Source organism: Dellaglioa sp. CoH-55-MRSF-8, assembly GCF_056782195.1.
In genome coordinates this window covers 56,211-81,703 of sequence record NZ_JBXAYH010000004.1, presented here as the reverse complement: position 1 = coordinate 81,703, position 25,493 = coordinate 56,211, and the positions used below count along the sequence as shown (strand labels likewise).

At 33.3% G+C, this 25,493-nt stretch carries 24 protein-coding genes, 1 riboswitch and 2 other annotated features (1 of these 27 only partly in view); of the genes, 2 read left to right on the top strand and 22 right to left on the bottom strand.

Annotated elements, in window-relative coordinates; all coding sequences use genetic code 11:
• Positions 1-11: 11 nt before the first annotated feature.
• From mraY to asnB, 9 genes are all read right to left on the bottom strand, one after another.
• The gene (gene mraY, locus AC1RPW_RS05575; protein WP_409022368.1) at positions 12-977 is read right to left on the bottom strand and encodes a phospho-N-acetylmuramoyl-pentapeptide-transferase; all 966 of its coding nucleotides are present in this window, start codon (positions 975-977) and stop codon (positions 12-14) included.
• Between the two features lie 21 nt (positions 978-998).
• Positions 999-2,471, bottom strand: coding sequence for a UDP-N-acetylmuramoyl-L-alanyl-D-glutamate--2,6-diaminopimelate ligase (locus AC1RPW_RS05570; RefSeq protein ID WP_481761679.1), 1,473 nt, complete (start codon positions 2,469-2,471; stop codon positions 999-1,001).
• A 16-nt stretch (positions 2,472-2,487) separates the two neighbouring features.
• The gene (locus tag AC1RPW_RS05565) at positions 2,488-4,653 is read right to left on the bottom strand and encodes a penicillin-binding transpeptidase domain-containing protein (protein ID WP_409022366.1); all 2,166 of its coding nucleotides are present in this window, start codon (positions 4,651-4,653) and stop codon (positions 2,488-2,490) included.
• Positions 4,650-5,018 carry a cell division protein FtsL gene (gene ftsL / locus AC1RPW_RS05560; protein ID WP_481761678.1) on the bottom strand — a complete coding sequence of 123 codons (369 nt, stop codon included), beginning with the start codon at positions 5,016-5,018 and terminating at the stop codon, positions 4,650-4,652. The genes AC1RPW_RS05565 and ftsL overlap by 4 nt, the downstream gene beginning before the upstream one ends.
• A 27-nt stretch (positions 5,019-5,045) precedes the next feature.
• Positions 5,046-5,996, bottom strand: a complete 951-nt coding sequence (gene rsmH / locus AC1RPW_RS05555) for a 16S rRNA (cytosine(1402)-N(4))-methyltransferase RsmH (RefSeq protein WP_481761677.1) — start codon at positions 5,994-5,996, stop codon at positions 5,046-5,048.
• A 27-nt stretch (positions 5,997-6,023) separates the two neighbouring features.
• Positions 6,024-6,455, bottom strand: a complete 432-nt coding sequence (gene mraZ, locus AC1RPW_RS05550) for a division/cell wall cluster transcriptional repressor MraZ (protein WP_481761676.1) — start codon at positions 6,453-6,455, stop codon at positions 6,024-6,026.
• Positions 6,456-6,629: 174 nt separating this feature from the next.
• Positions 6,630-6,998 (bottom strand): DUF3397 family protein, encoded by a 369-nt coding sequence (locus tag AC1RPW_RS05545; protein ID WP_409022362.1) that lies wholly within the window; start codon positions 6,996-6,998, stop codon positions 6,630-6,632.
• Positions 6,999-7,010: 12 nt separating this feature from the next.
• A complete protein-coding gene (gene dapG, locus AC1RPW_RS05540; protein WP_481761675.1) occupies positions 7,011-8,210 on the bottom strand; it encodes an aspartate kinase in 1,200 nt (399 codons plus the stop codon).
• A 22-nt stretch (positions 8,211-8,232) separates the two neighbouring features.
• A complete protein-coding gene (gene asnB / locus AC1RPW_RS05535) occupies positions 8,233-10,119 on the bottom strand; it encodes an asparagine synthase (glutamine-hydrolyzing) (protein ID WP_481761723.1) in 1,887 nt (628 codons plus the stop codon).
• Between the two features lie 199 nt (positions 10,120-10,318).
• Here asnB and AC1RPW_RS05530 point away from each other — a divergent pair, with 199 nt between their 5' ends.
• Positions 10,319-11,269 (top strand): magnesium transporter CorA family protein, encoded by a 951-nt coding sequence (locus tag AC1RPW_RS05530; RefSeq protein ID WP_409022360.1) that lies wholly within the window; start codon positions 10,319-10,321, stop codon positions 11,267-11,269.
• 63 nt (positions 11,270-11,332) lie between these two features.
• Complete coding sequence (locus AC1RPW_RS05525) at positions 11,333-11,443, top strand: DUF4044 domain-containing protein (protein WP_409022359.1); 111 nt, start codon at positions 11,333-11,335, stop codon at positions 11,441-11,443.
• A gap of 97 nt (positions 11,444-11,540) precedes the next feature.
• Here the strand turns inward: AC1RPW_RS05525 and thiT are convergent, their stop codons facing one another.
• The 13 genes from thiT to AC1RPW_RS05460 all read right to left on the bottom strand — a co-directional run bounded on the left by thiT (position 11,541) and on the right by AC1RPW_RS05460 (position 25,326).
• Positions 11,541-12,095, bottom strand: a complete 555-nt coding sequence (gene thiT / locus AC1RPW_RS05520) for an energy-coupled thiamine transporter ThiT (RefSeq protein ID WP_481761674.1) — start codon at positions 12,093-12,095, stop codon at positions 11,541-11,543.
• Between the two features lie 46 nt (positions 12,096-12,141).
• Positions 12,142-12,245, bottom strand: a riboswitch (TPP riboswitch).
• A gap of 52 nt (positions 12,246-12,297) precedes the next feature.
• Positions 12,298-13,746 (bottom strand): cardiolipin synthase, encoded by a 1,449-nt coding sequence (cls, locus tag AC1RPW_RS05515; protein ID WP_481761673.1) that lies wholly within the window; start codon positions 13,744-13,746, stop codon positions 12,298-12,300.
• A 15-nt stretch (positions 13,747-13,761) separates the two neighbouring features.
• Positions 13,762-14,601 (bottom strand): amino acid ABC transporter substrate-binding protein, encoded by an 840-nt coding sequence (locus AC1RPW_RS05510; RefSeq protein WP_481761672.1) that lies wholly within the window; start codon positions 14,599-14,601, stop codon positions 13,762-13,764.
• Positions 14,602-14,611: 10 nt separating this feature from the next.
• Positions 14,612-15,250, bottom strand: a complete 639-nt coding sequence (locus AC1RPW_RS05505) for an amino acid ABC transporter ATP-binding protein (RefSeq protein ID WP_409022355.1) — start codon at positions 15,248-15,250, stop codon at positions 14,612-14,614.
• Positions 15,251-15,261: 11 nt separating this feature from the next.
• Complete coding sequence (locus tag AC1RPW_RS05500; RefSeq protein WP_409022354.1) at positions 15,262-15,918, bottom strand: amino acid ABC transporter permease; 657 nt, start codon at positions 15,916-15,918, stop codon at positions 15,262-15,264.
• Between the two features lie 168 nt (positions 15,919-16,086).
• Positions 16,087-16,320 (bottom strand) — a binding site (T-box leader).
• A gap of 44 nt (positions 16,321-16,364) precedes the next feature.
• The gene (gene minD, locus AC1RPW_RS05495; protein ID WP_409022353.1) at positions 16,365-17,168 is read right to left on the bottom strand and encodes a septum site-determining protein MinD; all 804 of its coding nucleotides are present in this window, start codon (positions 17,166-17,168) and stop codon (positions 16,365-16,367) included.
• Positions 17,169-17,170: 2 nt separating this feature from the next.
• Positions 17,171-17,842, bottom strand: a complete 672-nt coding sequence (locus AC1RPW_RS05490; protein WP_409022352.1) for a septum site-determining protein MinC — start codon at positions 17,840-17,842, stop codon at positions 17,171-17,173.
• A gap of 19 nt (positions 17,843-17,861) precedes the next feature.
• Positions 17,862-18,383, bottom strand: a complete 522-nt coding sequence (mreD, locus tag AC1RPW_RS05485) for a rod shape-determining protein MreD (RefSeq protein ID WP_409022351.1) — start codon at positions 18,381-18,383, stop codon at positions 17,862-17,864.
• Positions 18,384-18,396: 13 nt separating this feature from the next.
• A complete protein-coding gene (mreC, locus tag AC1RPW_RS05480) occupies positions 18,397-19,248 on the bottom strand; it encodes a rod shape-determining protein MreC (protein ID WP_481761671.1) in 852 nt (283 codons plus the stop codon).
• A gap of 101 nt (positions 19,249-19,349) precedes the next feature.
• On the bottom strand, positions 19,350-20,354 hold the full coding sequence (locus tag AC1RPW_RS05475; protein ID WP_409022785.1) for a rod shape-determining protein: 1,005 nt from the start codon (positions 20,352-20,354) through the stop codon (positions 19,350-19,352).
• Between the two features lie 207 nt (positions 20,355-20,561).
• A complete protein-coding gene (radC, locus tag AC1RPW_RS05470; RefSeq protein ID WP_481761670.1) occupies positions 20,562-21,242 on the bottom strand; it encodes a RadC family protein in 681 nt (226 codons plus the stop codon).
• Positions 21,243-21,291: 49 nt separating this feature from the next.
• Positions 21,292-22,605, bottom strand: a complete 1,314-nt coding sequence (locus tag AC1RPW_RS05465; RefSeq protein ID WP_481761669.1) for a bifunctional folylpolyglutamate synthase/dihydrofolate synthase — start codon at positions 22,603-22,605, stop codon at positions 21,292-21,294.
• Positions 22,606-22,680: 75 nt separating this feature from the next.
• Complete coding sequence (locus AC1RPW_RS05460; RefSeq protein ID WP_481761668.1) at positions 22,681-25,326, bottom strand: valine--tRNA ligase; 2,646 nt, start codon at positions 25,324-25,326, stop codon at positions 22,681-22,683.
• 69 nt (positions 25,327-25,395) lie between these two features.
• Positions 25,396-25,493: a binding site (T-box leader), on the bottom strand (it continues 103 nt past the right edge of the window).

Here is a 25,493-nt window from a genome sequence, read left to right as displayed (position 1 = left end):
TAAATCTCCCTTTATAAAATGACTAGTAACGTTAAAATCGCAGCAATTAACCCAATAGTCCAAAAGACAATATCAATTTTCCATTCATTCCAACCACTCATTTCAAAATGATGATGAATTGGGCTCATCTTGAATATGCGTTTACCTGTTAATTTAAATGAAGCTACTTGTAAAATAACACTTGCCGTCTCACAAACAAATATAATACCAATAAAAATGAGTGATAGTTCTTGGTGTAATAAAATTGAAACGGTTGCTAATGCACCACCTAATGCTAACGATCCCATATCTCCCATGAAAACTTTAGCTGGTTTATGATTAAACCAAATGAACGCAATTAATGCGCCAATGACAGATAAACAAAAAATAAGTACATCCTTTTGTTGTTGTACTTGCGCAACAACTGCATATGCACCGAATGCAATAATTGATTGACCTGAAACAAGACCGTCAATTCCATCAGTTAAATTAACCGCATTAGAGAATCCAACAAGCCAAATAATAATGAATACAGCATAAAGAATACCGATTGAGACCTCACCAAAACCAAAGACATTAATTGCAAGTGGCAAATGTTCATGGACATAAACGACGGTGAAGATTAATCCACCAACTATTTGACCCAATAATTTTTGCCAAGGCTTTAAACCTTCATTTTGTCGTTTGAATAATTTGATACTGTCATCCCAAAATCCTAAAATAGCATATAAAAATAAGATGAAAATCATAATCATCATCGCTGGTGTCATAGAATTAGCCCATATACCTGTCCAAATTGCAGTAATAATAATAGCAATATTAAAGACAAATCCACCCATTGTTGGTGTACCAGACTTTTTCTCATGCCATTTTGGTCCTTCTTCTCTAATCATTTGCCCTTGTTTACGTATTCTAAAATAGCCAATAAATAATGGCATAAACATAAACGTTAATGCGAATCCACTTACCAACGGTATAAACATTTCTGGTTTAGTCATTGTCTTATCCTCACTCAATTCTTATTTTTTATTTAATGCTCCCGATGCTTCTTCAACATCGTCAAAATGCACTTTTTCTCGACCAAGAATTTGATAATCTTCATGACCTTTACCAGCAATTAAAATAACATCTCCTGGTTGCGCCTTTTTTATTGTTTGAGCAATTGCATCGTGTCGATCCATTATAACAGTTGCTCTATTTTCTGGAATTCCAGTCAGCATGTCTGCCATAATTTCCTTAGGATCTTCAGTTCTAGGATTATCCATAGTAAATACTGGGTAATCACTATGGTCAGCAGCAATTTTTGCCATTTTAGGACGTTTTCCTTTATCACGATCACCACCGCAGCCAACAATGCAATAAATTTTATTTTGTGCAAAATCTTGTATTGTCTCTAAGACATTTAATAACCCATCTGGTGTGTGCGCGTAATCTACAATTACACTGATACCCGTTTTAGAAGGCACTAATTGAAAACGACCTTTAACACCAGTCACTTTTTCAAGTGATTTAATAATTTGTGTTTCATCAAGTCCAGCAGCATATGCGGCACTAAACGCAGCAAGCATATTATAAACATTAAACAAGCCGATTAATTGCATTGTAACATGAGTTGTTTCACCAAAAAGAATTAAATCAAACTCAGTTCCATGACTCTTAATTTCAATATTTTTAGCTTGAATCATGGCATCATCATTTTCGATACCGTAAGATAATATTTGAGCAGAAGTAAACTGAGTAAACGTTCGAGCCACTGGGTCATCAAAATTTAAAACAGCCACTTTTGAGTCGCCTGATTCAGTATAATGATTACCCAACTGAGCAAATAACATACTTTTTGCATGTGCATAATTTTCCATTGTTTTATGAAAATCTAAATGATCTTGTGTCAAATTTGTAAAAACTGCGATATCAAAATCAATACCCCATACACGTCCTAAGACTAACGCATGTGAAGAAACTTCCATTGCAACAGTTTCAACTTTTTCTTGTTTCATTTGTGCTAAAGTTCTTTGCAATGTAATAACATCTGGAGTTGTATTATTCGAAGGATACAGTGTATCATTTATTTTACGATACATTGTACCGATTAAACCTGTTTTTTGATTTAAGTCACGATAAATTTGTTCAATCAAATGTGTAACAGTCGTCTTACCATTTGTACCAGTAACACCAATCATTCTCATCTGCTGACTTGGGACGCCATAAAATGCATCGGCAAGAATTGCCATCGCACGATTTGTATCTTGGACATAAACGACTGGAACAGGTACATCAACTGGTTTACGAGCAATAATAATCTTCGCACCTTTTTCAACCGCTTGATTCACAAAATCATGTCCATCAACTGTATAACCTTCAACAGCAACAAATAGACTATCTTCAACAACTTCTCTTGTATCTTGTGTTAATAGCTTAATATCTAACTCTGAATCAATCGCCGTTGATACTCGTTTAAATTTTAAACTTTGGATTAATTTATCTGCTCTCATATCTATATTCACCTTTTTATTTTAACGTTAATTTCACCATAGTTGATTTTTTAACAACTGTATTCGCCTTAATACTTTGAGCTGCTACATAACCACTACCCGTTGTCGTTAAGTTTAGTTTCATTAATTCTGCAGCATTCACCGCATCACTCTTTGACCAACCGGTTAAATCAGGCATAATCATTTCACCATTTGTTAATAACAATATTTTACGTCCGGATAATACAGTCGTTCCAGCAGGTGGATACTGATTAGCTACCGTTCTGCCATGTCCGATAACTGCAATATCTAGATTTTGTTCGTTTAATTTTGTTTTAGCTGATGAAGTTGAACTATTTGTAACGTCTGCTACTGTTACATTAGTCTTTGCAGTTGATACCGCTGTTGAACTGTCTTCTTCTAAAGTCCTCTTCATCAATGGATTAAATATTTGTGCCAAAATAGCATTACCACTGGTACCTTGCATATTTTGTGGTTGTTTCATCGTTACATACATAATATATTTTGGATCTTTGGCCGGCGCCATACCTACAACTGAAAAGACATAATTTGCATCACCCGTTAGATATCCAGTTCCATTTGGATCCGAAATTTGGGCAGTTCCTGTTTTTGCAGCTATCTTGTAACCATCAATTTTAAAGGCATTACCGGTCCCATAATTTTTGTAGATAACATCTTGCATCATGCTTAATACTTCTTTAGACGTTGATTTTTTAATAACTTGTCCTAAATTTGTTGTTTTAGCTTGATACGTTGTTTTTCCAGTATTAGGATCTACAATTTTATCCACAAGCGTTGGTTTGATCATCTTACCGTTGTTTGCAAATGCCGTAAAACCTTGCATCATTTGCATAGTTGTCACATTTATTCCTTGACCAAAAGCTGTATCTGCTTGTTCAATTGGGTATTGAAATTCAATACTACCTTTTGCTTCATTAGCTAATCCCAGATTTGTACTTTCCAGGAAACCAAATTTTTTAATATATTTAAGCCAAGCAGTATGCCCCATCGCTTGTTCCAACTTAGCCATACCAACATTACTTGAACGAGCGAAACCTTCACGATAAGTGATTAAACCCCAACCAGATGTATTCCAATCAGGAACAATCTTAGTTCCCACTTTTAAAACACCTGATTTATAGACGGCATTCTCATTGTAGGCATTATTTTCAATAGCAGCTGCCATTGTAAATACTTTCATAGTCGAGCCAGGTTCATAACTATCTTCAATTAGCGTATTACGCCACATCTTTGAAATACCACTTTTGGTATCTGCATTAAATGTAGGCCGTTGACTTCCTGCCAAAATTTTTCCATTTTTAGCATTCATTATAACAACATTCATTGATTTAGGATTATATGTTTTTTGTACGTTAGTTAGAGTTGTTTCAAGATACGTTTGTAATTTTGTATCAATGGTTGTATAAATATTATTTCCATTTTCAACTTTTTTTGTTTTTGTCTTTGAGTTTGGTAGTTGGTAACCATAACTATCTTTTTGGACCTTTTTTAACCCGTCTGTTCCACTTAATTGTTTATTAAATGCTAATTCTAGTCCCATTACACCAGATAAAGTTGAATCACCTTTTTTTGAAGTGCTTTTTGTCACACCAATTAAATGTGATGCAAAAACACCATTTGGATATAATCTTGCTTGTGTTTCAGTGAAATAAATACCTTTTAAATCTGCTGATTCTATCTTGTTTTTTGTTTCCAAAGATAAGTTTTTACCAGAATTACCAAATTCAACTTGGTAAGTTCCTTTTTTTGCATTCAAAATATTGTAAACTTTAGATTCTTTCATTCCAATCGCATCACTAATAACTTTTGCAGCTTTACTCTTATCAGTAACGTATAACGCTTTGTTATTTGCACCAACATATGATTTTGATAGAACTGCATAAATTGAGTAGTTTGTTGTATCTTCAGCAATCGGTTGATTTGAATCATCATAAATGGTTCCTCTATTTGCTTTATCAATTCGACTATTTTCATAAAGTGCCTGTGTTTGGCTACTTAAATTAACATCTGAAACTTTTCCACCTATTACAATATAAGAAAAACGAATGATAAACATCAAAAGAATCGCTAAAACGGCCAGGATTAGTAGCACACCAAACCTTTGCCTATTTCTACGTTTCTTTTTCATGTCATTTATCATCCGTTGCTTTTGATTATTCATTTCGTTACATTCCTTATTCTACTCTCACTTAAATTAAGACCATTTTTATTAGCGATACTATTTAATCGATCATTACTGGCAAGTTCGTTCACTTCTTGTGTCAAATCAGAACTCTTAGTTTGAATAGCTGTTATTTCGCTGTTAATATTTTGTAAAAATTGACTACTATTAGACAACTCTACCTGAGATGAAACTAGCATAAGCATAAGTACCAAAGAAATTGCACCAATTAAACCAAATAATGATTTTTCAATTCTAGAAAATGCAACACTTTGTGATCCCACTGTTTTTTTATGTATAGGTTGTTGTCTTGGATTTTCTTTATATTCTCTTGGCATTTGTCGTGCTGTGCTATTTTGTGCCATGATATGTAACCCCTTTATTATAAAATATTATTTTTTCAATCGTTTTATAATTCTCAATTTTGCTGAATGTGCACGCCTATTATTCTGTAATTCTAATTCTGATGGTAAAATTGGCTTTTTATTAACTAGTGCATAATTTGGCTGAATATTATCTGGAATTACAGGTAAACCCGGTGGTAACTCTGGTAAACTTGTTCGTTCCTTAAACATCGTTTTGACCAATCTATCTTCTAATGACTGAAATGTAATAACGCTAACTTGCCCCTTAACATTAATTAAATCAATTGCTTGCTCTAATGAATCTTCTAAAACACCCAATTCATCATTAACCGCAATTCGAATAGCTTGAAAAACTTTTTTAGCAGGGTGCCCACCTGTTCGTCTTGCACGAGCCGGAATACCCATTTTAATTAATTCAACTAATTGACTAGTTGTAACAATTTCTTCATTTTCTCTAGCATTTTCAATCTGACGAGCAATTGACTTTGCAAATTTTTCTTCACCATATCTAAAAAAGATTCTAATAAGTTCTTGATATGTCCAATTATTAACAATCTCTTTAGCTGTTAATTCTGCACTTAAATCCATCCTCATATCTAACGGCGCATCGTGCTGATAACTGAAGCCTCGTTCTGCGACATCAAATTGTGGGGATGATACACCTAAGTCATAGAGTACACCATCTACTTCCGTGACATTAAGTTCCAGTAACGCGGCTTTTAAATCTTTAAAATTGCGTTTAATAAACGTAACTTGTCCATTTTCTATGTATTTTTTTAAATGCCCTTCATTATAAGTAATCGCTGTTTGATCTTGGTCAAAAGCATATAAATGTCCCTCCGTACTTAGTTGAGACAGGATTAGGGCACTATGTCCACCGCCACCCAAAGTACAATCAACATATATACCATCTGGTTTAATAGCCAACCCATCTACTGCTTCATTTAGTAGTACTGTTTCATGTTCAAATGTCGTCATAGTTTTATCCCCTTTCATACGTGTTATTTAAAATCCAAAATCAATCATATTTTCTGCAATTTCATCAAAATTTTCTGATGCACTCTCTGAAAAACTATTCCATCGATCTTCACTCCATACTTCGAATCTGTTTGAAACACCTACTAGCACACATTTTTTTTCTAAATCAGCATGTGTTCTTAAAGGAACTGGAATATTAATACGGCCTTGTTTATCAAATTCACATTCTGTAGCTGCAGAATATAAAAATCTTACAAAAGCCCGTGAATCTTTTTTTGTTAAAGGGAGTGTTTTAAGCTTTTCTTCTAGGAGTGTCCACTCTGTTTGTGTATATCCGAATAAACAACCATCCATACCTCGAGTAATAACAAATTTCTCACCTAATTCCTCACGAAATTTAGCTGGAATAATTAATCTACCTTTAGTATCTAAAGTGTGTTTAAATTCGCCCATAAACATTGTGTACAGCCCCCCTTCATAGTAACTATTTAAATTTTACCACAATGCCCCACATTCCACCACTGAATTCCCCAATATTATGATTTTAAATGATAATATACAAAAAAACACTCAATCCTTTTTAGATTAAGTGTTTTTTACATTACTTATAATTAAAAATGTAGGACGATATCCTTAAAATAGTACTAAAAAGAGAAGCATTAAGAGGTACCATCCAAGCATATAAATATCAGTAATTTTCCAAATGGTCTTGAAAAATTTTGCATAAATTAATTCTCCATCTCGATACGCATACATAAGCGCACTAGCAATACCAATTAAGCACCAAGAAAATATTATAAATGGTGTAATCGATAAATTAAACTCTCGTACTGATAAAATATGTGTCAATAAAAGAAGTAATGGTGGTAAAAAATCAATGATTTGCAACCGTTTAGGCCAATTTTTACGTAAAATACGTTTAAGTAAAGTTAAAATTAGAATATATCCAAATATTAAAATTATCGACCCATACCAAGTTCCAAAAAATGGTAAAAGTTTCATAAATTACCCCTTTTAGATACTGCTTAAAAAGACATCATGTAATGCATTAACAGCAGTTTTTAAATCGTCCTGTTGAACTAAAATCCAAATTGTCGTATAACTATCAGTTGTTTGAAGAATATTAATATCCTTCTCAGCTAGTGCTGTTACAATTTTGGCCGTAACACCTGGTGTTCCAGTCATCCCCGCTCCCACAATTGAAACTTTCGCACAGTTTGGAAGCACTGAGACATCAATTCCAGCATCTACTAAAAGTTGTTTAGCTTTTTTTTCATCATCATTGAACAAATTAAAGAGGACTTTGCCAGGTGAGATATTAATAAAATCAACGCTCAAATTATTATTGGACATCAAATTAAAAACATCTTTTGGAGCATGATTAACTGTTTTAATTGTAAATTGACTGAGTCCAGTCACATGAGCAATACCAGTTACACTACGATAATGCTTTACACCTAAGTTTCGGTCGGTCACAAGGGTTCCCATCTCTTCAGGACTTTGCCAAGTTGAGCGAATCCGAACTGGAACATGGGCTTGTTGCGCAATTTCCACTGCACGAGGATGGATAACTTTCGCACCTTCATGAGCCATATTTGCAACTTCTTCATAACTGACTGTTTCTAGAAATTTTGCCTTTGTAACTAATCTAGGATCGGCAGTCATCATCCCTGACACGTCAGTAAAAATATCGACACGTTCAGCATCTAATGCTGCTCCAAGTAATGCAGCTGTCGTATCACTTCCACCACGCCCAATAGTCGTCGTTTGACCTTTACTTGTAGCACCTTGGAACCCAGTCACAACTAAAACATCAGCATCTTTAAATGCCTCATCAATTAAATCAGTATTAATGTTAATTACTTTAGCATTCTGAAATTCATCAGTTGTTTCAACTCCAGCATCCTGCCCTGTTAAAGCAGCAGCTTTAATGCCTTCCTTATTCAATAATTCAGAAAAAACTGCGGCAGAAATAGTTTCACCAACAGAAACAATCATATCAAGTTCTCTATTAGAAAGTAATGATTGCTCTCCATCGACAAGTCCTAATAATGAATCAGTTGCATAAGGTGCACCTTTACGCCCAATTGCTGAAACAACGACAACGACTTGATACCCTTTATCAACTGAATATTTTACGTGTTTTAAAGCTGCTCGTCTCGACTCATCGTCTTGAACCGATGTGCCACCAAACTTCTGAACCATAATTGTCATTATTTTGAACTCCCACTATTTATTATTTAGCTTTTTCTGTTACTGTTTTACTATCTTCTAATATGTCACTTTCAATGTAAATACGATGCCATACCATAAATGTTAAGACAGTCCATATTTTTCTGGAGTTATCTCTAACACCAGCACGATGTTCATCCAATAAATCTATGAAATATTGTTTGTTAAAAAATTCATCTGTTTGAGAATCATTAATAATTTGTTTAGCCCAGTCATACATTTCGTCTTTTAACCAAAAACGAATAGGCACAGGGAAACCTAATTTTTTACGATTTAAAACATGGTCAGGAACGATACCTTCAGCAGCTTTGCGTAAAGCATACTTGGTTGTTCCATGTGCAATTCTCAAATCTGCAGGCACTTCAGAAGCAACTGCAAAAACTTCTTTATCCAAAAATGGTGTTCTCAATTCTATGCTGTGTGCCATTGTTGTACGATCGGCATTATGCAATAAATCTCCATTTAACCATGTATGCATATCAATAAATTGCATTTGATCTATTTTATTGTAATCTTTTGATGCATTATAATATTGGCCAGTAATACTTTGGAATGGATGATTTTTATTATAGTCTTTAAAGAATGCTTCTTTTTCTTTTTCATTAAAAATAAAAGCATTACCAACGTAACGATCCTCCATTGGTGTCGTGCCTCGAAGAAGGAAACTTTGTCCACGCATCCCTTTAGGCATCATTTGAGCAATTTTATTCAACGCACCATTAATTGGTTTAGTGTATTTAAATCCTTTTAATGATTCAGGTTCATGATAAATAGTGTAACCACCAAATAGTTCATCAGCACCTTCACCCGTCAATGCAACTTTAACACGTTTTCTGGCCTCTTTAGCAAGGAAATATTGAGGCACAGCAGCCGGATCAGCCAAGGGATCATCCATATTCCAAATAAAATGTGGAAAAGCCTTCATAAATGCTTCAGCCGTAATAACAGAACTAAAATTAGCGACATTTAATTTTTCTGCGGTTTCTTGCGCAACATCTATTTCACTATAGCCTTCACGTTCAAATCCAACTGAAATTGTTTCTAATTTTGGATTTAATTCTTTAGCAATAGCAACAATAATAGACGAATCAATTCCACCAGATAAGAATGAACCAACTGGTACATCGGCACGCATATGCTTATCAACTGAATCAATTAAGACGTCTTTAATACGTTTAATATATGTCTCTTCTGGACGAACTACTGGATGAAATTCGGCAGAAAAATATCGTGTAATGACTGGCTTCTCGCCTAATTTTTTCGTTAAATAATGTCCAGGTTGTAACATATCAATTTCTTTAGTTAACGTTTCTGGTTCTGGTACAAATTGGAATGTCATATAATCTTGAAGTGCATCTTTATCAAATGTCTTATTTTTTAAAACTTTATAAATAGCTTTACTTTCCGAACCATAATAAAAATTGTCATCTGCTATAGCGTAATAAAATGGTTTAATCCCAAATTGATCACGGGCAGCAAAAAGTGTTTTTTCTTGCGTATCCCAGATAACAAATCCAAACATTCCGCGGAATTGCTTAACAGCTTCTGCACCGTACTTAGCATACATACCTAAAATGACTTCTGAATCAGAATCTGTTTTAAATTCATAACCATCAGCAACTAATGCTTCACGTAGTTCAATATAATTATAGATTTCACCGTTGAAAGTTAACCAGTAACGTTCATTTTCATATGAAAGTGGTTGGTGTCCGCCTTCTAAATCAATAATACTTAATCTTCTAAATCCCATTGTTATATCATCATCACTAAAATAACCTGAATCATCAGGACCACGGTGAACAATCATTTTTGTCATATTATGAACAATTTTATCGTAATCATCATTGGTATTTTTTTGTCTGTCGCTCAATACACCTGCAAATCCACACATATTTTCATCCCTCATTTTCATAAAAATCAATGTCTTATATTATAGATGATTCTACCATATATTTCAATTTAGGTTACAGTTATGTTTACTATTATAGCGTATTTGAACTAATCTTAACAACTAGATGTCTGAATTAACGAAAGCTTAAAAAATTTGGTATACTATGTATTATGTTATTCGAATAAAGGGGACTTTGATATTGATAGAATATTATACATCAACTGAGTTAGGTACAATTCAAAAAATAAAAGAATACAGTAAATCATGTTGGATTAACGTTACAAATCCTTCTGAAATAGAAATAAATGAACTTATTAAAAAGTATGCTATACCACGAGACTATATGACCGCTATTTCAGATGATCAAGAAAATTCAAGAACTGAAGGATTGTCTCAAAATATTGTTCCTGACTTAGTCTTAATGCAGTACCCTCATCGCATTAGAAACTCGCTAGGCTACTTAGAATACCAAACGTTTCCTTTTTCAATTATCTTAGCAGATGATGCAATAATTACAGTCTCAAATAGTGAACCAGATTTTATCAGTAAATTTATCGCGGATAGTCCAATTCATCAAATTAAAACGATAACATCGGATCAATTCACTTTGAAATTACTTTGGTATCTATCACAAAGTTTTGTCGTTGCGTTAAAATCTATCATTCAAGAAACCGAAAATTTAGAAAAATCACTTGCTAAAGCAACTAAAAATGAGCAATATTATCAAATGATGTCAATGCAAAAAAGTTTAGTTTATTTTGATGCTGCTTTAAAGAAAAATAATCCAGTACTTCAATCTATGGTTGACTCAAATGAGCATTTCAAACAAAAGGCAACTGATGATTTACTCACAGATGTTTTAATCGAGAACCAACAAGCCGAAACAATGACAAGCATTCAAACTAAAATATTAGAGAATTATGGTGAAATGGTTTCATCAGTTATTTCAAACAATTTAAATATTATCATGAAGGTCTTAACGTCGATGACGATTATTTTAACGATACCAACAATCGTTGGCGGTATGTTCGGCATGAACGTATCCCTTCCTGGTGCAGACACTCATTTTTCATTCTGGTGGTTACAATTAATCACGTTAATAATTTGTTTATTAACTGCTTATTATTTAAAGAAAAATGACTACTTTTAAGTTGACATTTTACTTATAAAAAAGTTATAGTTACACTATTAGATTTGAGAGGGTGGGTAAAACATGAAGAAAAAGAAATCTACATTCCAAAAAATCACAATGTTTGTCGTGTGGTTAATGATTCTTGTAACAGTCGGTGGTGTCGTTTTAACCGCAGTTATGTCAATCGCTTAATTTAAAAATAAAAATTTTAAAGGTTCCCAGCTTAATTAGCTAGGAACCTTTTTTATAAAAAAAGGCGGATTATTATATCCGTCTTTTTCTGTCTATTCTATTTAGCTAGGAAGATTCCTGGACTTTTTTTAAGTATGATACTAAGTATCAAGGTAGCAATAATCATGTTAATAATCATACTCCCACCATTGACAACTGCTGAGTACACAACTGGAGAAAGCCCCCATTGAACATATTTTGACCAAAAAATGATACCAGCCATAAAATGAGCACTGTATTTTAGAAATACAGCTATTAAAATCGCAAAAGTCAGTGATTGTATGGCACCACGCATATTTTTAGTACGCAACTGACTTAAAAAACGAGCAGAGAATAACCCAGAAAATCCTAGTACCAAATTAGCAACTGGATACTCTAAGATAGCCTGAACCGGCGTTAATACAAACGCAGTTCCAATTAAAATAGGTAATATACCATATAGTAACCCAATAATTAATCCCATTTTTAATCCGCGTCGTAAACTGTATACCACAATAGGTAACACACCTAGTGCAATATCAATATTTGGCGGATTAGGAACAAATGATAGCGCCATTGCTAAAGCGGCCATAACGACCCCTTCTAGTAATATCAATAATTTTTTTCTTTCCAACAAAAAAACCTCCTTTGACTTAGTAAACCAAGCACAAAGAAGGTGTTAATCTTCTACACACAATTCCTACGTTTGCATTAACAAACAGGTTCCAAGGGTCTGAATTTCTTCACTCTCAGCCAAAATTAATCGGCTCCCCTTTGTGTTGGTCTCCGATTAATAATATCGCATACATCCTGAAAAACGTCAAGCGTTTCCATTCCTATAATATCGGTGAAAGAAGTCTTGAAAACTGTTGCTTAAATTTCAACCAATGTGATTGATCATTAAAATACCTTTTCGTTAAAAGACTACTTTGTTCCATATCAGTTTCAAAAATTGTTTTAAGTGTGCTTGCCACACCTACATCATAAATAAATGCATTCGCTTCAAAGTTTAACTTAAAACTTCTAAAATCAAAATTAGCTGAACCAACGGATGCAACCATTTCATCAATTACAACTGTTTTAGCGTGTAAAAATCCATTGTTGTATTGATAAATTTCTACACCAATATTCGTTAGATCTTTCGCATAATACTGTGTAGCACGATAAACAAAGGCATGATCTGGCATACAAGGAATCATAATTCTAACCTGAACGCCTGAAGATACCGCAATATCTAACGCTTCTATAACAGAATCATCTGGAATTAAATAAGGTGTTTGAATATAAATATATTTTTTAGCTGAATTAATTAACTTAATATAACCTTTTTTTATTTGTTCAATTTCTGAATCAGGTCCACTAGAAACAATTTGCATGTTAACTTTACCTTTTGTAACAGTTTGTGGAAAATAACTTGACTGGTAATTAATCTGATTATTTCTCGCAGTTGCATTCCAATCCATAATGAACCTACTTTGTAGTGATCCGACAGCGTTTCCAAATACGCGAATATGTGTATCTCGCCAGTTACCAAATTTCTCACTTTCACCTAGATACTGATCACCGACATTGAATCCACCGATGTAACCGATTTTACCATCAATAACGACAATCTTTCTATGATCTCTAAAGTTCAAACGAAGATTTGAAAATGAAAAATGTGAACCCAGAAAGGCTTCTGCTTTACCGCCCAATTCCTCAAGATGTTTGAAGAATTTTTTAGTAGTTCCCTTTGATCCCAATGCATCATAGATGATTCTAACTTCAAGACCTTCATTTGCTTTCATTTCAAGTAACGTCAATAGTTCATTTCCAATATGCCCATCTTCGAATGCATAATACTCAACATGGATATGGTGTTTAGCTTTACGAATGTCTTGAAATAACGTCTTAAACTTATCATGCCCATCAATAAATAACTGAACCTCATTCTTCTTAGTTAAAATAGATTTCTCTATTTCTAAAAACATATGCATGATTTCGTTTACATCATCAGTATATTTACCGCTTGTTGTTAATTCTCCTCTGGCCCATTCTTCTTTTTGTTGATCTACTAATTGGTCAACACCCATACGACCCTGTGTTTTAATATCAAATATTTTTTCTTTTGAAATTTTCTTACCAAAAAAAAGATAAATTAAAAATCCAAAAATAGGTATACCTATCAAGACAAGAAGCCATGCCCATGTTGCAGCAATATCACGTTTTTCTCTAAAGACGGTCACAATTGCCGCTAACAAGTTCAATAAAAAAACAAGTAGCACACCAATATTTACATATGTCATATAGTCCCTCCAAAATTAATTATTTTGAATATTATTATTTTCACCAAACCATTTTTGATTTAATTCTTTTAGATAACCTTTGTTTTGCAACTCTGTTATTGCCCTATTAATTTTTAATTGCATTGTTGTATCAGATTTTCGCATACCTACCGCAAAATCTTCAGTTTTAAAATTACCATTTATCACGTTATATGCATTTGAATTCGACTGATGCTTAATAAAGTAGTTCGCATAGACATCATCAATTAAAAGTCCTTGAATTCTATCTGCATTTAAATCGATAAAAGCATTATCAAATGAATCATATTGAACAGGTTCTTTATCTTTAATATTATCTTTTAAAATATCTGGATGCAAATTTAAGCTATCAAATCCAGCTGAACCACTTTGAACACCTAAAATTTTTTGTTTCATATCAGAAAAAGAATTAATTTCACTTGATTTTTTTGTTACTAATACTTGCTTGTTCGTTAAATATGTACGACTGAAAGCAACATTCTTAGCACGTGCAGTTGTTTTTGTATACCCATTCCAGATTAAATCAATTGTCCCATTTTTTAATTCCGTTTCTTTCATAGACCAATCAATTGTTTGGAAATCAACTTGAATATCATATTTTTCAAAAACTTTTTTTGCTAAATCAACATCATATCCTACTAAACTACCATCTTTTTGTCTGAATGTCATTGGCACAAAACTATCATCAATTCCGATAACAACGGTACCCTTTTTTTGAATTGATTTCCAACTATCAACCGAATTCATTGATTGGCTACTATTGCTACAGCCAGCTAATCCTATAAACATCATCATAAATAATATTGTAAAAACAATTTTTTTTTCTAATTGATTCATTTATTATCCTCTAATCTTCTAGCGGCTTAACTTTTAATAATTTATCCGCAATATTTTCAGCAAATGGTACATCATGTGTCACTATTATTTGAGTCATTCCGTCTACTTTCAACGATAATATTAAATTCTCTACTTCCTGGCGTAGTGCTGGATCAAGTGCTGAAGTTGGTTCATCATAACACAAGATTTTAGGATTCATCGCTAATGCACGTGCAATTGCAACTCGTTGTTTCTGCCCACCTGAAAGTTGGTAAGGATATAAATGCCCTTTATTTCCGAGAGATAAGCGATCTAATAATTTTTGTGCTTCTTCCTCGGCCTGGACTTTATTACGATTTAAAACTAATTTTGGAGCTAACGTTATATTATCTAACACTGAAAGATGAGGGAATAATTGAAATTCCTGGAATACTACCCCAATAACACTTTCGTTCGTATTATTACGATATGGATCAAATGGTGAGGCATCAATTAGAATATCTCCAGAATCAATTGATTCTAACCCACTAATACATCTCAATAAAGTCGTTTTTCCACCACCAGATGGACCAACAATACTAACAATTTCACCATCATTAACTGTTAAATTAATATCATCTAAAATTAATCGTTTTCCATAATACTTTTTAATATTTTTTAACTCTAGCATAGAATTACTCCTTATTTGTAATAACTATAATGTTTTTCAATTTTCTTCAAGACAAGTGTAAATATAGCTGTTAATAACAGATAGATTGCCCCAACCATCAATAGTGGGACGAGTGTTACATCACGACTCGTCGCTACGTTACCGGCTCTTAATAAATCGCCTAACCCAATAACATATACTAAACTTGAATCTTTAACTAAATTAATAATTTCATTTCCAATTGAAGGTAAAACGATCTTGAACACTTGTGGAATAATAATTGTCCTAATAGTTTGCCAATATGATAGACGCAATACCTTTGCACTTTCATATTGACCTTTAGGAATCGATTGCAATCCACCCCTAAATATTTCAGCAAAATACGCACCATAATTCAAAATAAATGCAAATAATGCCGCATCGTATCGACCGAATACAATATGAATATGGAACTGTTGTAGTGTTGGTAGTCCATAAAACACAAAAATTAATTGTAGTAGCAGTGGTGTTCCTCGCATTAACCAAACATAAAAATTCAAAAAATACTTAATTGGTTTTATTTTTGAAATTAATCCTAATCCGACAATTAAACCAAGTGGAATCGATCCAATGATCGTCCAAAAAAATATTTCTAACGTTAATTTAGCACCATCTATTAATGATGGCAAAATTTCTAATATATAAGTCATTACATTATCTCCCTTTAGTTAAATAAAAAAATCCTCTCAAGCCAAATCAAATTGACTCAAGAGGACGATAGCCGTGGTGCCACCTCAAATTCATATTTTTCTCACGAAAAATAACTTATGTAGATTAATAAAAATGAGTATAAAAAAACTCTATAGTCATTATTGACTATAGAGGGCGACGAATCGCGGTACCACCTCAAACATCATTAAATTCTCACAAATTTAATCTTAACGAGTTTATTAAACTACAGCTATAACGGGCTTATCCCGGACTTCCCTAATTAACTAGTTTAGGAAATCAACTCGCAGATGTGTTTCAGACTTAAGAACTGTATCTTTTCAGCAATCGATACTCTCTTTAAAAGTTTGTTTAAGCCTTAATCTTCTGTTCAACGTTTTTCTTAATTGATAATAATTTAGCATACTGTCATTAACATTGTCAAGAATTAGTCTTTCTTAAACCATGAACCCATTTTTTTCCAAAAACCTTTTTGAGGCTGTTTTATTGTCATCAAGGGCACTGTTTCCCCTAGTAGTCGACGTGCTACATTACGATAACCTAATCCAGCTGGATTTTTAGAATCTAAAACAATTGGTTCACCATGATTTGATGTACTAATAACAGCATCGTCATCAACAATAATTCCTAATAAATCAATAGACAAATGACGTGTAATCTCATCAACATCCATTGCTTGACCATCTTCCATCATTTGACGACGGATACGATTAATAATTAATTTTGGTTGTTGTAATAATGGATTTTGCTCTAATAAACCTACCACGCGATCTGCATCACGAACCGCAGAAATTTCAGGCGTTGTTACAATAATAGCCATATCTGCACCAGCAATAGCATTCATAAAACCTTGCTCAATTCCAGCTGGGCAATCAATAATAACATAGTCAAACTCTTCTTTTAATTCATCAACAATTGCTTTTACTTGTTCAGGAACTAATGCTGATTTATCAGTATTTTGTGCAGCAGGTAATAAGTATAAATATTCGTTAAATCTCTTATCTTTAATGAGTGCTTGGTGTAACCGTGCACGACCCTCAGCTACGTCTACAATATCAAATAAGATACGGTTATCAAGACCTAAAACAACGTCTAAATTACGCAAACCAATATCTAAATCCATTAGAACAACCTTTTTTTCAAGAAGTGCTAATGCAGTTCCAATATTTGCAGATGATGTTGTTTTACCAACACCACCTTTACCAGATGTTACAACAATTGCTTTTCCCATCTTTAATATCCTCCAGCATGATTAAATAATTTTGGTCGAAGTGACTTTAATTCATCTCGATTGCCATAATCTATAATATGTAAATCATTAACATAGATTACAGTATCTTGACTGTTTGTTACTTTTTCATCATCTATAATATCAACTAATTCACCAATTCGTACTTGTGAAGCAGCTGAAACATCGCCCACAATAATGCTATCTGTATTATTGTTAAATCCAGCATGAATGACACCTTGAACTTCACCCATAACAAAAATATTACCAGCAGCTCGTAATTGACCACCCTGATGTAATTTACCTAAAAATAAAATATCACCTTTTAAATCAACTATTTGTCCACTTCGAATTGTTAGATAGCATAAATGAACGTTGTCATTTTCTTTTAAAATATTAGCATCTTCTATGGTCATTACTTCAGATTCGATTTTGTGTACTTTAAAATTACGGTATTCAGAAATAATTTTTTCGATTTTTTGCTTTTCATCTGCTGAAAACAATCGATTTTCTGTTTTAATATCAAACGAAATAACCGTTTCATCAGCATTCTTTTTTTCAGCACTTAAATTATTAAATAATTCTCTAAGTTCAACCAAAATTTTATCAAATCCGAAATCCTGTTTAAGAATAATTTCATAACCATCTTTATAACCTTTTAAAATAACACCTTGCATCTACGTTCACCCCTGAATTTTAATTATATCGGTTACTTAAATTCATTAATTTTGATATTGGATAGTACAAAATAATAAATACCACCAGATTAAAAGCTAAAGTTGGTCCAAACGAAGTACTAACGAATGTTGTTACAGATTCATTAGCAAATCCAATCATCTCATTGACTGCATAATACGAAACTTCTAAAACTGCCAAATCAATAAAATAAATGAGTAATATCACAATAAAAGATGGTTCGAAATATTGATATGCTATTTTAGTTAAATAAACAATTAATGGTAACAAAATCATATAAATACCCAAAATACCGGCATAATAACTATCAAATGCTAGACCAACACCAAACGCCCATAATTCAAGATGCTTATTATCTGAGTAAAAGATACCCATTATCAACCATAACAACAACAGGTGACTAACCATGATAGTCGTTTGTGATTGTAACTGTTCCATAAAAACAAATTGTATTGTACCATCCAAAAAAAAGGAAATAATAAGTCCTAACGGAAAAATATACTGTCTATTTTTATTTCTCATCTAATCTCACCTTCTAATCCAACGTCTGAGCAACTGTTACAACCGTTAGGTCACTCAAATCAACTGCAGGTTTGATATAAATTTTAGAAGCAAGTCCATAATCACCTTGCTCAACTTTAGACACAACACCAACATTTAAACCCTTTGGTGTTGTGCCTCCAAGACCAGATGTGACAACAGAATCACCTTTTTTCAAGGCTTTCTTAGAAGTAATTTGACCCATAATTAATAAATTATCTGTTTTATCATAGTCAGTAATTAAACCATTAATAATATCATCGTTTGAATTATTTACTTGAACTGCAAATCTATTAGCAGAATCATTAGTAGTCGATATTAATTCAACTTTACTATTTGTTTTATTAACTTCTATAACACGACCAATCAATCCAGAACCAGCCATCACTGGTGCGTTCTTTTTAACACCAGACGCACTACCTTTACTTATCACAAGTTGATTTAGCCAACCAGAAGGTAATCGCGTTAAAACAGATGCATTAATTGAAGTATAATCAGTCAATGTACTGTCCAATTTTAATTCCTTTTTCAGCTGTTTATTCTCATTTTTAACAGTGTCTGATTCCACTTGAACTTGTGCTAATTTATCAACTTGTTTTTTTAATTTTTGATTTTCTTGATATGTATTTAAAAGATCAGAAATACCAATAACTGAACTTTTTAAGCCATTTGCAGGATAACTAACTGCTCTATCAAATAGACCAACAACATCATTACCAAATTCTTGAATGAGCGGTGGTGTTGATTTTTTATTTCTAACGGAAACTGAAAATGAAATTAAACTAAAACTCACAATAATGGCTATTAAAATGATGATTAGTCTTCTATTTGAAAAAAATTTCTGCATGTTCGCTATCCTCCACTTACCTTATAATTAACTAAAAAATTAAGAGGCTGGATAAATAAACCACCAACCTCTTCATTTTTAGCTTATGTGATTTTTAAAATCTATCTTTTCTTCATGACGTCGATACTTTTTAATGATTCACCTGTACCAATTGCAACACAGTCGAGTGGTTCATTAGCAATAAAAACAGGCACTTTTGTAACTTCAGAAATAACTTCTGATAGGTTTTTTAATAATGCACCACCACCTGTTAATACAATACCATGGTCAATCACATCAGCAGCAATTTCTGGAGAAGTTTCTTCCAATGTTTCCTTAATAGCAGTAATGATTTCAGCAATAGATTCTTGAATAGCAACTGCAATATCAGTTGCTTTTACAGTAACTGTTTTAGGAAGACCCGTAATCAAATCACGTCCTCTGATAGTTGTATCTTCAATTGATGCAGCATCTTTAACTGATGCAGATGCAACGTCCATTTTTAATTGTTCAGCTGTTCTTTCACCAATCAATAAATTAAAGTTTTGACGAATATATGACACAATTGATTCATCCAATTTATCGCCAGCCATTCTGATAGAACGGCTTGAAACAATACCACCTAATGAAATTGTAGCAACATCTGTTGTTCCACCACCGATATCAACAACCATATTACCCGTTGGATCCATCACTGGTAATCCAGCGCCGACTGCTGCAGCAAATGGTTCTTCAATAACGTAGGCGTCACGCGCACCGGCAACACGAGTTGCATCAATAACGGCACGTTTTTCAACTTCTGTAACGCCACTAGGAACACATACCATTACATAAGGTTTACCTGCAGATTTACCTAAAGCTTTTTGAATGTAATATTTCATCATAGCAACTGTTGTGTCATAATCAGCAATTACACCGTCTTTCATTGGGCGAATAGCCACAATGCTACTTGGTGTACGACCGATCATTGCACGAGCATCTTCTCCAACAGAAACAATTTCATCAGTTTTAACATTTTTAGCGACGACTGAAGGTTCACGTAAAACAATACCTTTTCCCTCAACATACACGATTGTATTAGCTGTTCCTAAATCAATTCCTATATTCTTTGTTCCAAATCCAAACACAGTCTTTCTTCCCTTCATCGTCAGCCTTCTAGGCGCTTTTATTCGTAGTATTTACATTATATCATAATCAAAAGTGAGATTTCATTCAATATTTACTAATTTTTATTAAGTTTATCTTAAATTATTATAAGGTAATTAATTTTGAATCCATAATCTTATTAAGTTTATCATATCTAATTTCATAGAACAAGAGAGCACCCTTGATAATCAAAGGACGCCCTCTTCTTTCATACTAAGATATTTAGTATTACCCGAAATAATATGATCTAACAGCTCAATTCCCATAAGAATACCACATTTTTCAACTCTTTTAGAGAAAATAATATCATTCTTAGATGGTGTCACATGCCCACTCGGATGATTATGGACCAATATAATTTTAGCTGCACCATATTTTAATGCAACTGCAAAAATATCTCTTGGATGGACCGTTGCTGAATTCAAAGTTCCAATGAACAATGTCTCTTGTTTTACAATTTGATTTTTTGTATCCAAGAATAATCCAATTAAAAACTCTTGGTTTAATCCACCTAACTCAGCAACCATTCTAACCCCAGCATCATGACTTGAACAGATTTGTCCACAAATAAAATGAGGTTCACTGTTGATTCGTGTTCCCAGTGTAACAATAGCTTGTAATTGTAATGCTGTAGACTGATTATTCCCATCCATCAATAACTGATAATCTTTTAAACAACATTTTTTTAGTTGGCTTAAAGATTGGTAACGTGAAGAAAAATTATTAACACACTTTCCAACATCATTAGGGTTCGTTAATAATAAACTAAAAACAACCGTCAAAAGCTCTTTATCTGATAAATTATCACATTGATACTTTTGGATTTGTTCCAGTAGATATTCATTTGAGCAACTAGAAATAAGTGACATGGTGATTCCTCCTATTTTTTATTAAATACGAGAAATTCACTTATTTAAATTATTCTGATACAAAATAACTACGAACCTCCGAAATAAAGTACAACGATCCTGTCACAAGTAATAAATCATCAGAAGACATTTCGCCAACACTTTGAACTAATGCCTCTTTCCAACTTTCTTGAATGGAGACATTATCAAACTTATTAACGTTGAAATCATCTATTTTGCTTACTAGACGTGGCCCTGAAAATTGAGTTAGTATAACTCGTACATGAGGAACTGCAGCTAATTTTTCCAGCATTTGTTTGCCTTGCTTATCCGCTAGTACTGCAAAAATAATTGTGATTTCTTTATCTTGAAAATGCGTTTTAAGCAACTGCGTAATCCGATCCACTGCTGCGCTATTGTGCGCACCGTCTAAAATAACTAACGGTTCATCATTTACTTTTTCAAAACGTCCTGGCCATCGTGTCTCTGAAATACCTTGCCTAATTGATTTAGGACTAATGGCCCATCCCTGAATTTCAGCAACCTTCTCAAAAGTAGCAATTGCTGTTGCTGCATTTTCATCTTGAAATTCACCTAATAATGGCACAGAAAGTTGTTTAATATTCAATTTATTCGACGTATACGTTAAAATTTCTTCCCATGATGATTTTGTTCCCTCAGATTTAGCATTAAAATCCACTCCTAATCGAAAAATAGGACTATTTTTTAATTTAGCCTCATTATTAATCACGCTAAAGACTTCATCAGTTACTCTACCAACGATAATAGGCCGATTACGTTTAATGATACCTGCTTTTTGTTGCGCTATCTTTTCAATTGTATTACCTAATATTTTCATATGATCTAGACCAATTGTTGTAATAACTGAAATAATTGGATCAATAATATTAGTTGAATCATACTTCCCGCCTAAGCCCGTTTCAACAACTACAATATCTACAGGATTTATGCTGCCAAAGTATACAAACATCATTGCAGTAATAATTTCGAATTCAGTTGGTCCCCCCTCAAAATCGGCTAGTTCAATATCCATTCGATCAACAACTGGTTTCACGACATTTACTAAATGTAAAAGGGCGGTATCATCAATCATCTGTCCATTTAAGGAAATACGTTCATTAAATTTAACAATGAATGGTGAAGTATAAGTTCCTACATTCAACCCTTGTGCAATTAATAATTCACGTAAAAATGCAACTGTTGAGCCCTTTCCATTCGTTCCAGCAACATGAATCATCGCGATATTACCTTGTGGGTTATCTAAGCGTTCCATAAATGCTCGCATTCTATTCAAAGATGGACTTTTTTTAAATTTTGTTCGCCCATGAATAAAATTGAGTGCCTCTTCGTAAGTTGTGATCAATTTTCCGTCCCGCTTTCTAAAAAAAATAGACTTATCTCAGGTATATTGTACCCGAAATAAGTCTATTTTGTTAGATTAAACTTCTGCTTTTAAATCAGAAATTCTTTCCTTAGTTGCTGTTAATTTAATTTGGTAATCTGCTAATTTTTCTTTTTCTTTTGTAACTACTGCCTCAGGTGCACTAGCAACAAACTTTTCATTGCCTAATTTTTTAGTTCCACGCACAACTTCAACATCAAGTTTTTTAACTTCTTTTTCCAAACGAACAATTTCGTCATTCAAATCAATTAGTTCAGCAAGTGGCATATAAATCTCTGCTCCCGTAATTACAGACGTCATTGCTAGCTTAGGAGCAACAACATTTGAACTGATTTGAAGTTCCTTAGGATGACAGAATCGTTGAATAAATTCTTGATTGTCTTCAAAAATAATCTTTGTTTTTTCATCAGTTGTTTTAATCAATAAATCAACTGCACTGGACATAGGTGCATTTACTTCTGCACGATTATTTCTAACAGCACGAATTAATTCAATTAAATTGTTCATATCAATAACTGATTGTTCATCTTCAAATTCTGGATGAACCACTGGGTAATCTGCAACAACAATTGATTCCCCTTCATGAGGCATTGTTAACCAAAGTTCTTCAGTTACAAATGGAATAATTGGATGAAGCAATTTCAATGTTTGATCTAAAACATAAGCCAAAATTTGTTGTGTATTTTGCTTAACTGTCAGATCTTCACCATTAAGATTTTCTTTACTCATTTCAATATACCAATCACAGAAGTCATTCCAGATGAAATTGTATAGAGCACGACCAGCTTCACCAAATTCAAAGACATCAAATAAGCGTGTAACTTCAGAAACAGTTGTATTTAATCGGCTTAATATCCATTTGTCAGCAAGCTGCCATTCTGATTTAGCTGGTAATTCAATTTTATCCACACCATCTAAATTCATAATAACAAATCGACTAGCATTCCAAATTTTATTAATAAAGTTCCAAGAAGCATCCATTTTAGTGTAACTAAAACGAACATCTTGTCCTGGTGCAGATCCATTAGATAGGAACCAACGAAGTGCATCTGCTCCATACTTTTGAATAACGTCCATTGGATCAATCCCATTACCAAGTGATTTACTCATTTTACGGCCATTCTCATCACGAATTAATCCATGAATCAAAACGTGTTCAAATGGACGTTCATCTGTAAATTCTAAGCTTTGGAAAATCATTCGTGATACCCAGAAGAAGATAATATCATATCCTGTGACAAGCGTATTAGTTGGGAAATAACGTTTAAAATCAGGTGCATCAGTATTTGGCCAACCCATTGTTGAAAATGGCCATAAAGCACTTGAAAACCACGTATCTAAGACATCATTATCTTGTTCCCAATTTTCGATATCAGTTGGTGCAACCTCACCAACGTACATTTCGCCAGTTTCTTTATGATACCAAGCTGGGATTTGATGTCCCCACCATAATTGACGTGAAATAACCCAATCATGAACATTTTCCATCCACTGTGTAAATGTATTTTCAAATCGTTCTGGGACGAATCCAACTTTGTCATCCCCTTGTTGGAATTTCAAAGCTTCTTCTGCGAGTGGTTTCATTTTAACAAACCATTGTGTTGATAAACGGGCCTCAACTTGAACGCCAGTTCTTTCAGAATGACCAACACTATGTGTAATTGGATCAATCTTAATCATTAAGTCCTCAGCTTCAAGATCTTTAACAATTGCTTTACGTGCTTCAAAACGGTCCATGCCAACATATTTACCAGCATTTTCGTTCATTGTTGCATCTTCATTCATTGTATTAATACGAGGTAAGTCATGGCGATTACCTACTTCAAAGTCATTAGGATCATGAGCAGGTGTTATTTTAACCATCCCTGTCCCAAATGCCATATCAACATAATGATCTGTAATAATAGGAATTTCTTTGTTAACAAGTGGTAGAATGACTTTTTTACCAACAATATCTTTGTAACGATCATCATCAGGGTGAACAGCAACAGCGACATCGCCCATCATCGTTTCTGGACGTGTTGTCGCTATTTCAATAAATCCAGAACCATCAGCGAATGGATATTTAACATGATAAAAAGCACCTTCATCATCTTGATGAATGACTTCAATATCTGATAAAGCGGTTCTTGCTTTAGGATCCCAATTAATAATGTATTCGCCACGATAGATTAATCCTTTATTATATAAATTAACAAAGACTTTTTTTACGGCATCTGACAAGCCGTCATCTAATGTGAAACGTTCACGACTATAATCGAGTGATAATCCCATTTTAGCCCATTGCTTATGAATAACATCAGCGTATTCATCTTTCCAATCCCAAACTTGTTGTACAAATTTCTCACGGCCTAAATCATAACGCGTCACACCTTGTTCAGCTAGTTTAGCTTCAACCTTTGCTTGTGTTGCAATTCCAGCATGGTCCATTCCTGGTAACCAAAGCGTATCAAAGCCTTGCATTCTTTTTTGTCTAATTAAAATATCTTGTAATGTTGTATCCCAAGCATGGCCTAAATGTAATTTACCAGTAACATTAGGCGGTGGAATAACGATTGAATAAGGTTTTGCTTCTGGATTAGCATTAGGTTTAAATAAATCTTTTTTCAACCATTCTTCATAACGGCCAGGTTCAACCTGACTTGGATCATATTTTGTTGATAATTCAACTTCTTTTGTCATGAGTTCTCCTTTTCATCTATCAATTTTATTTTAGGCATAAAAAAACACCGTCATCAAAAAACATTTCTGTTTTAGGACGACAGTGCCGTGGTACCACCTAAATTGGGTTTTAACCCCTCTTAATTACTTTTTAACGAACAATAATGTCCGGTTATTCCTACTTAATT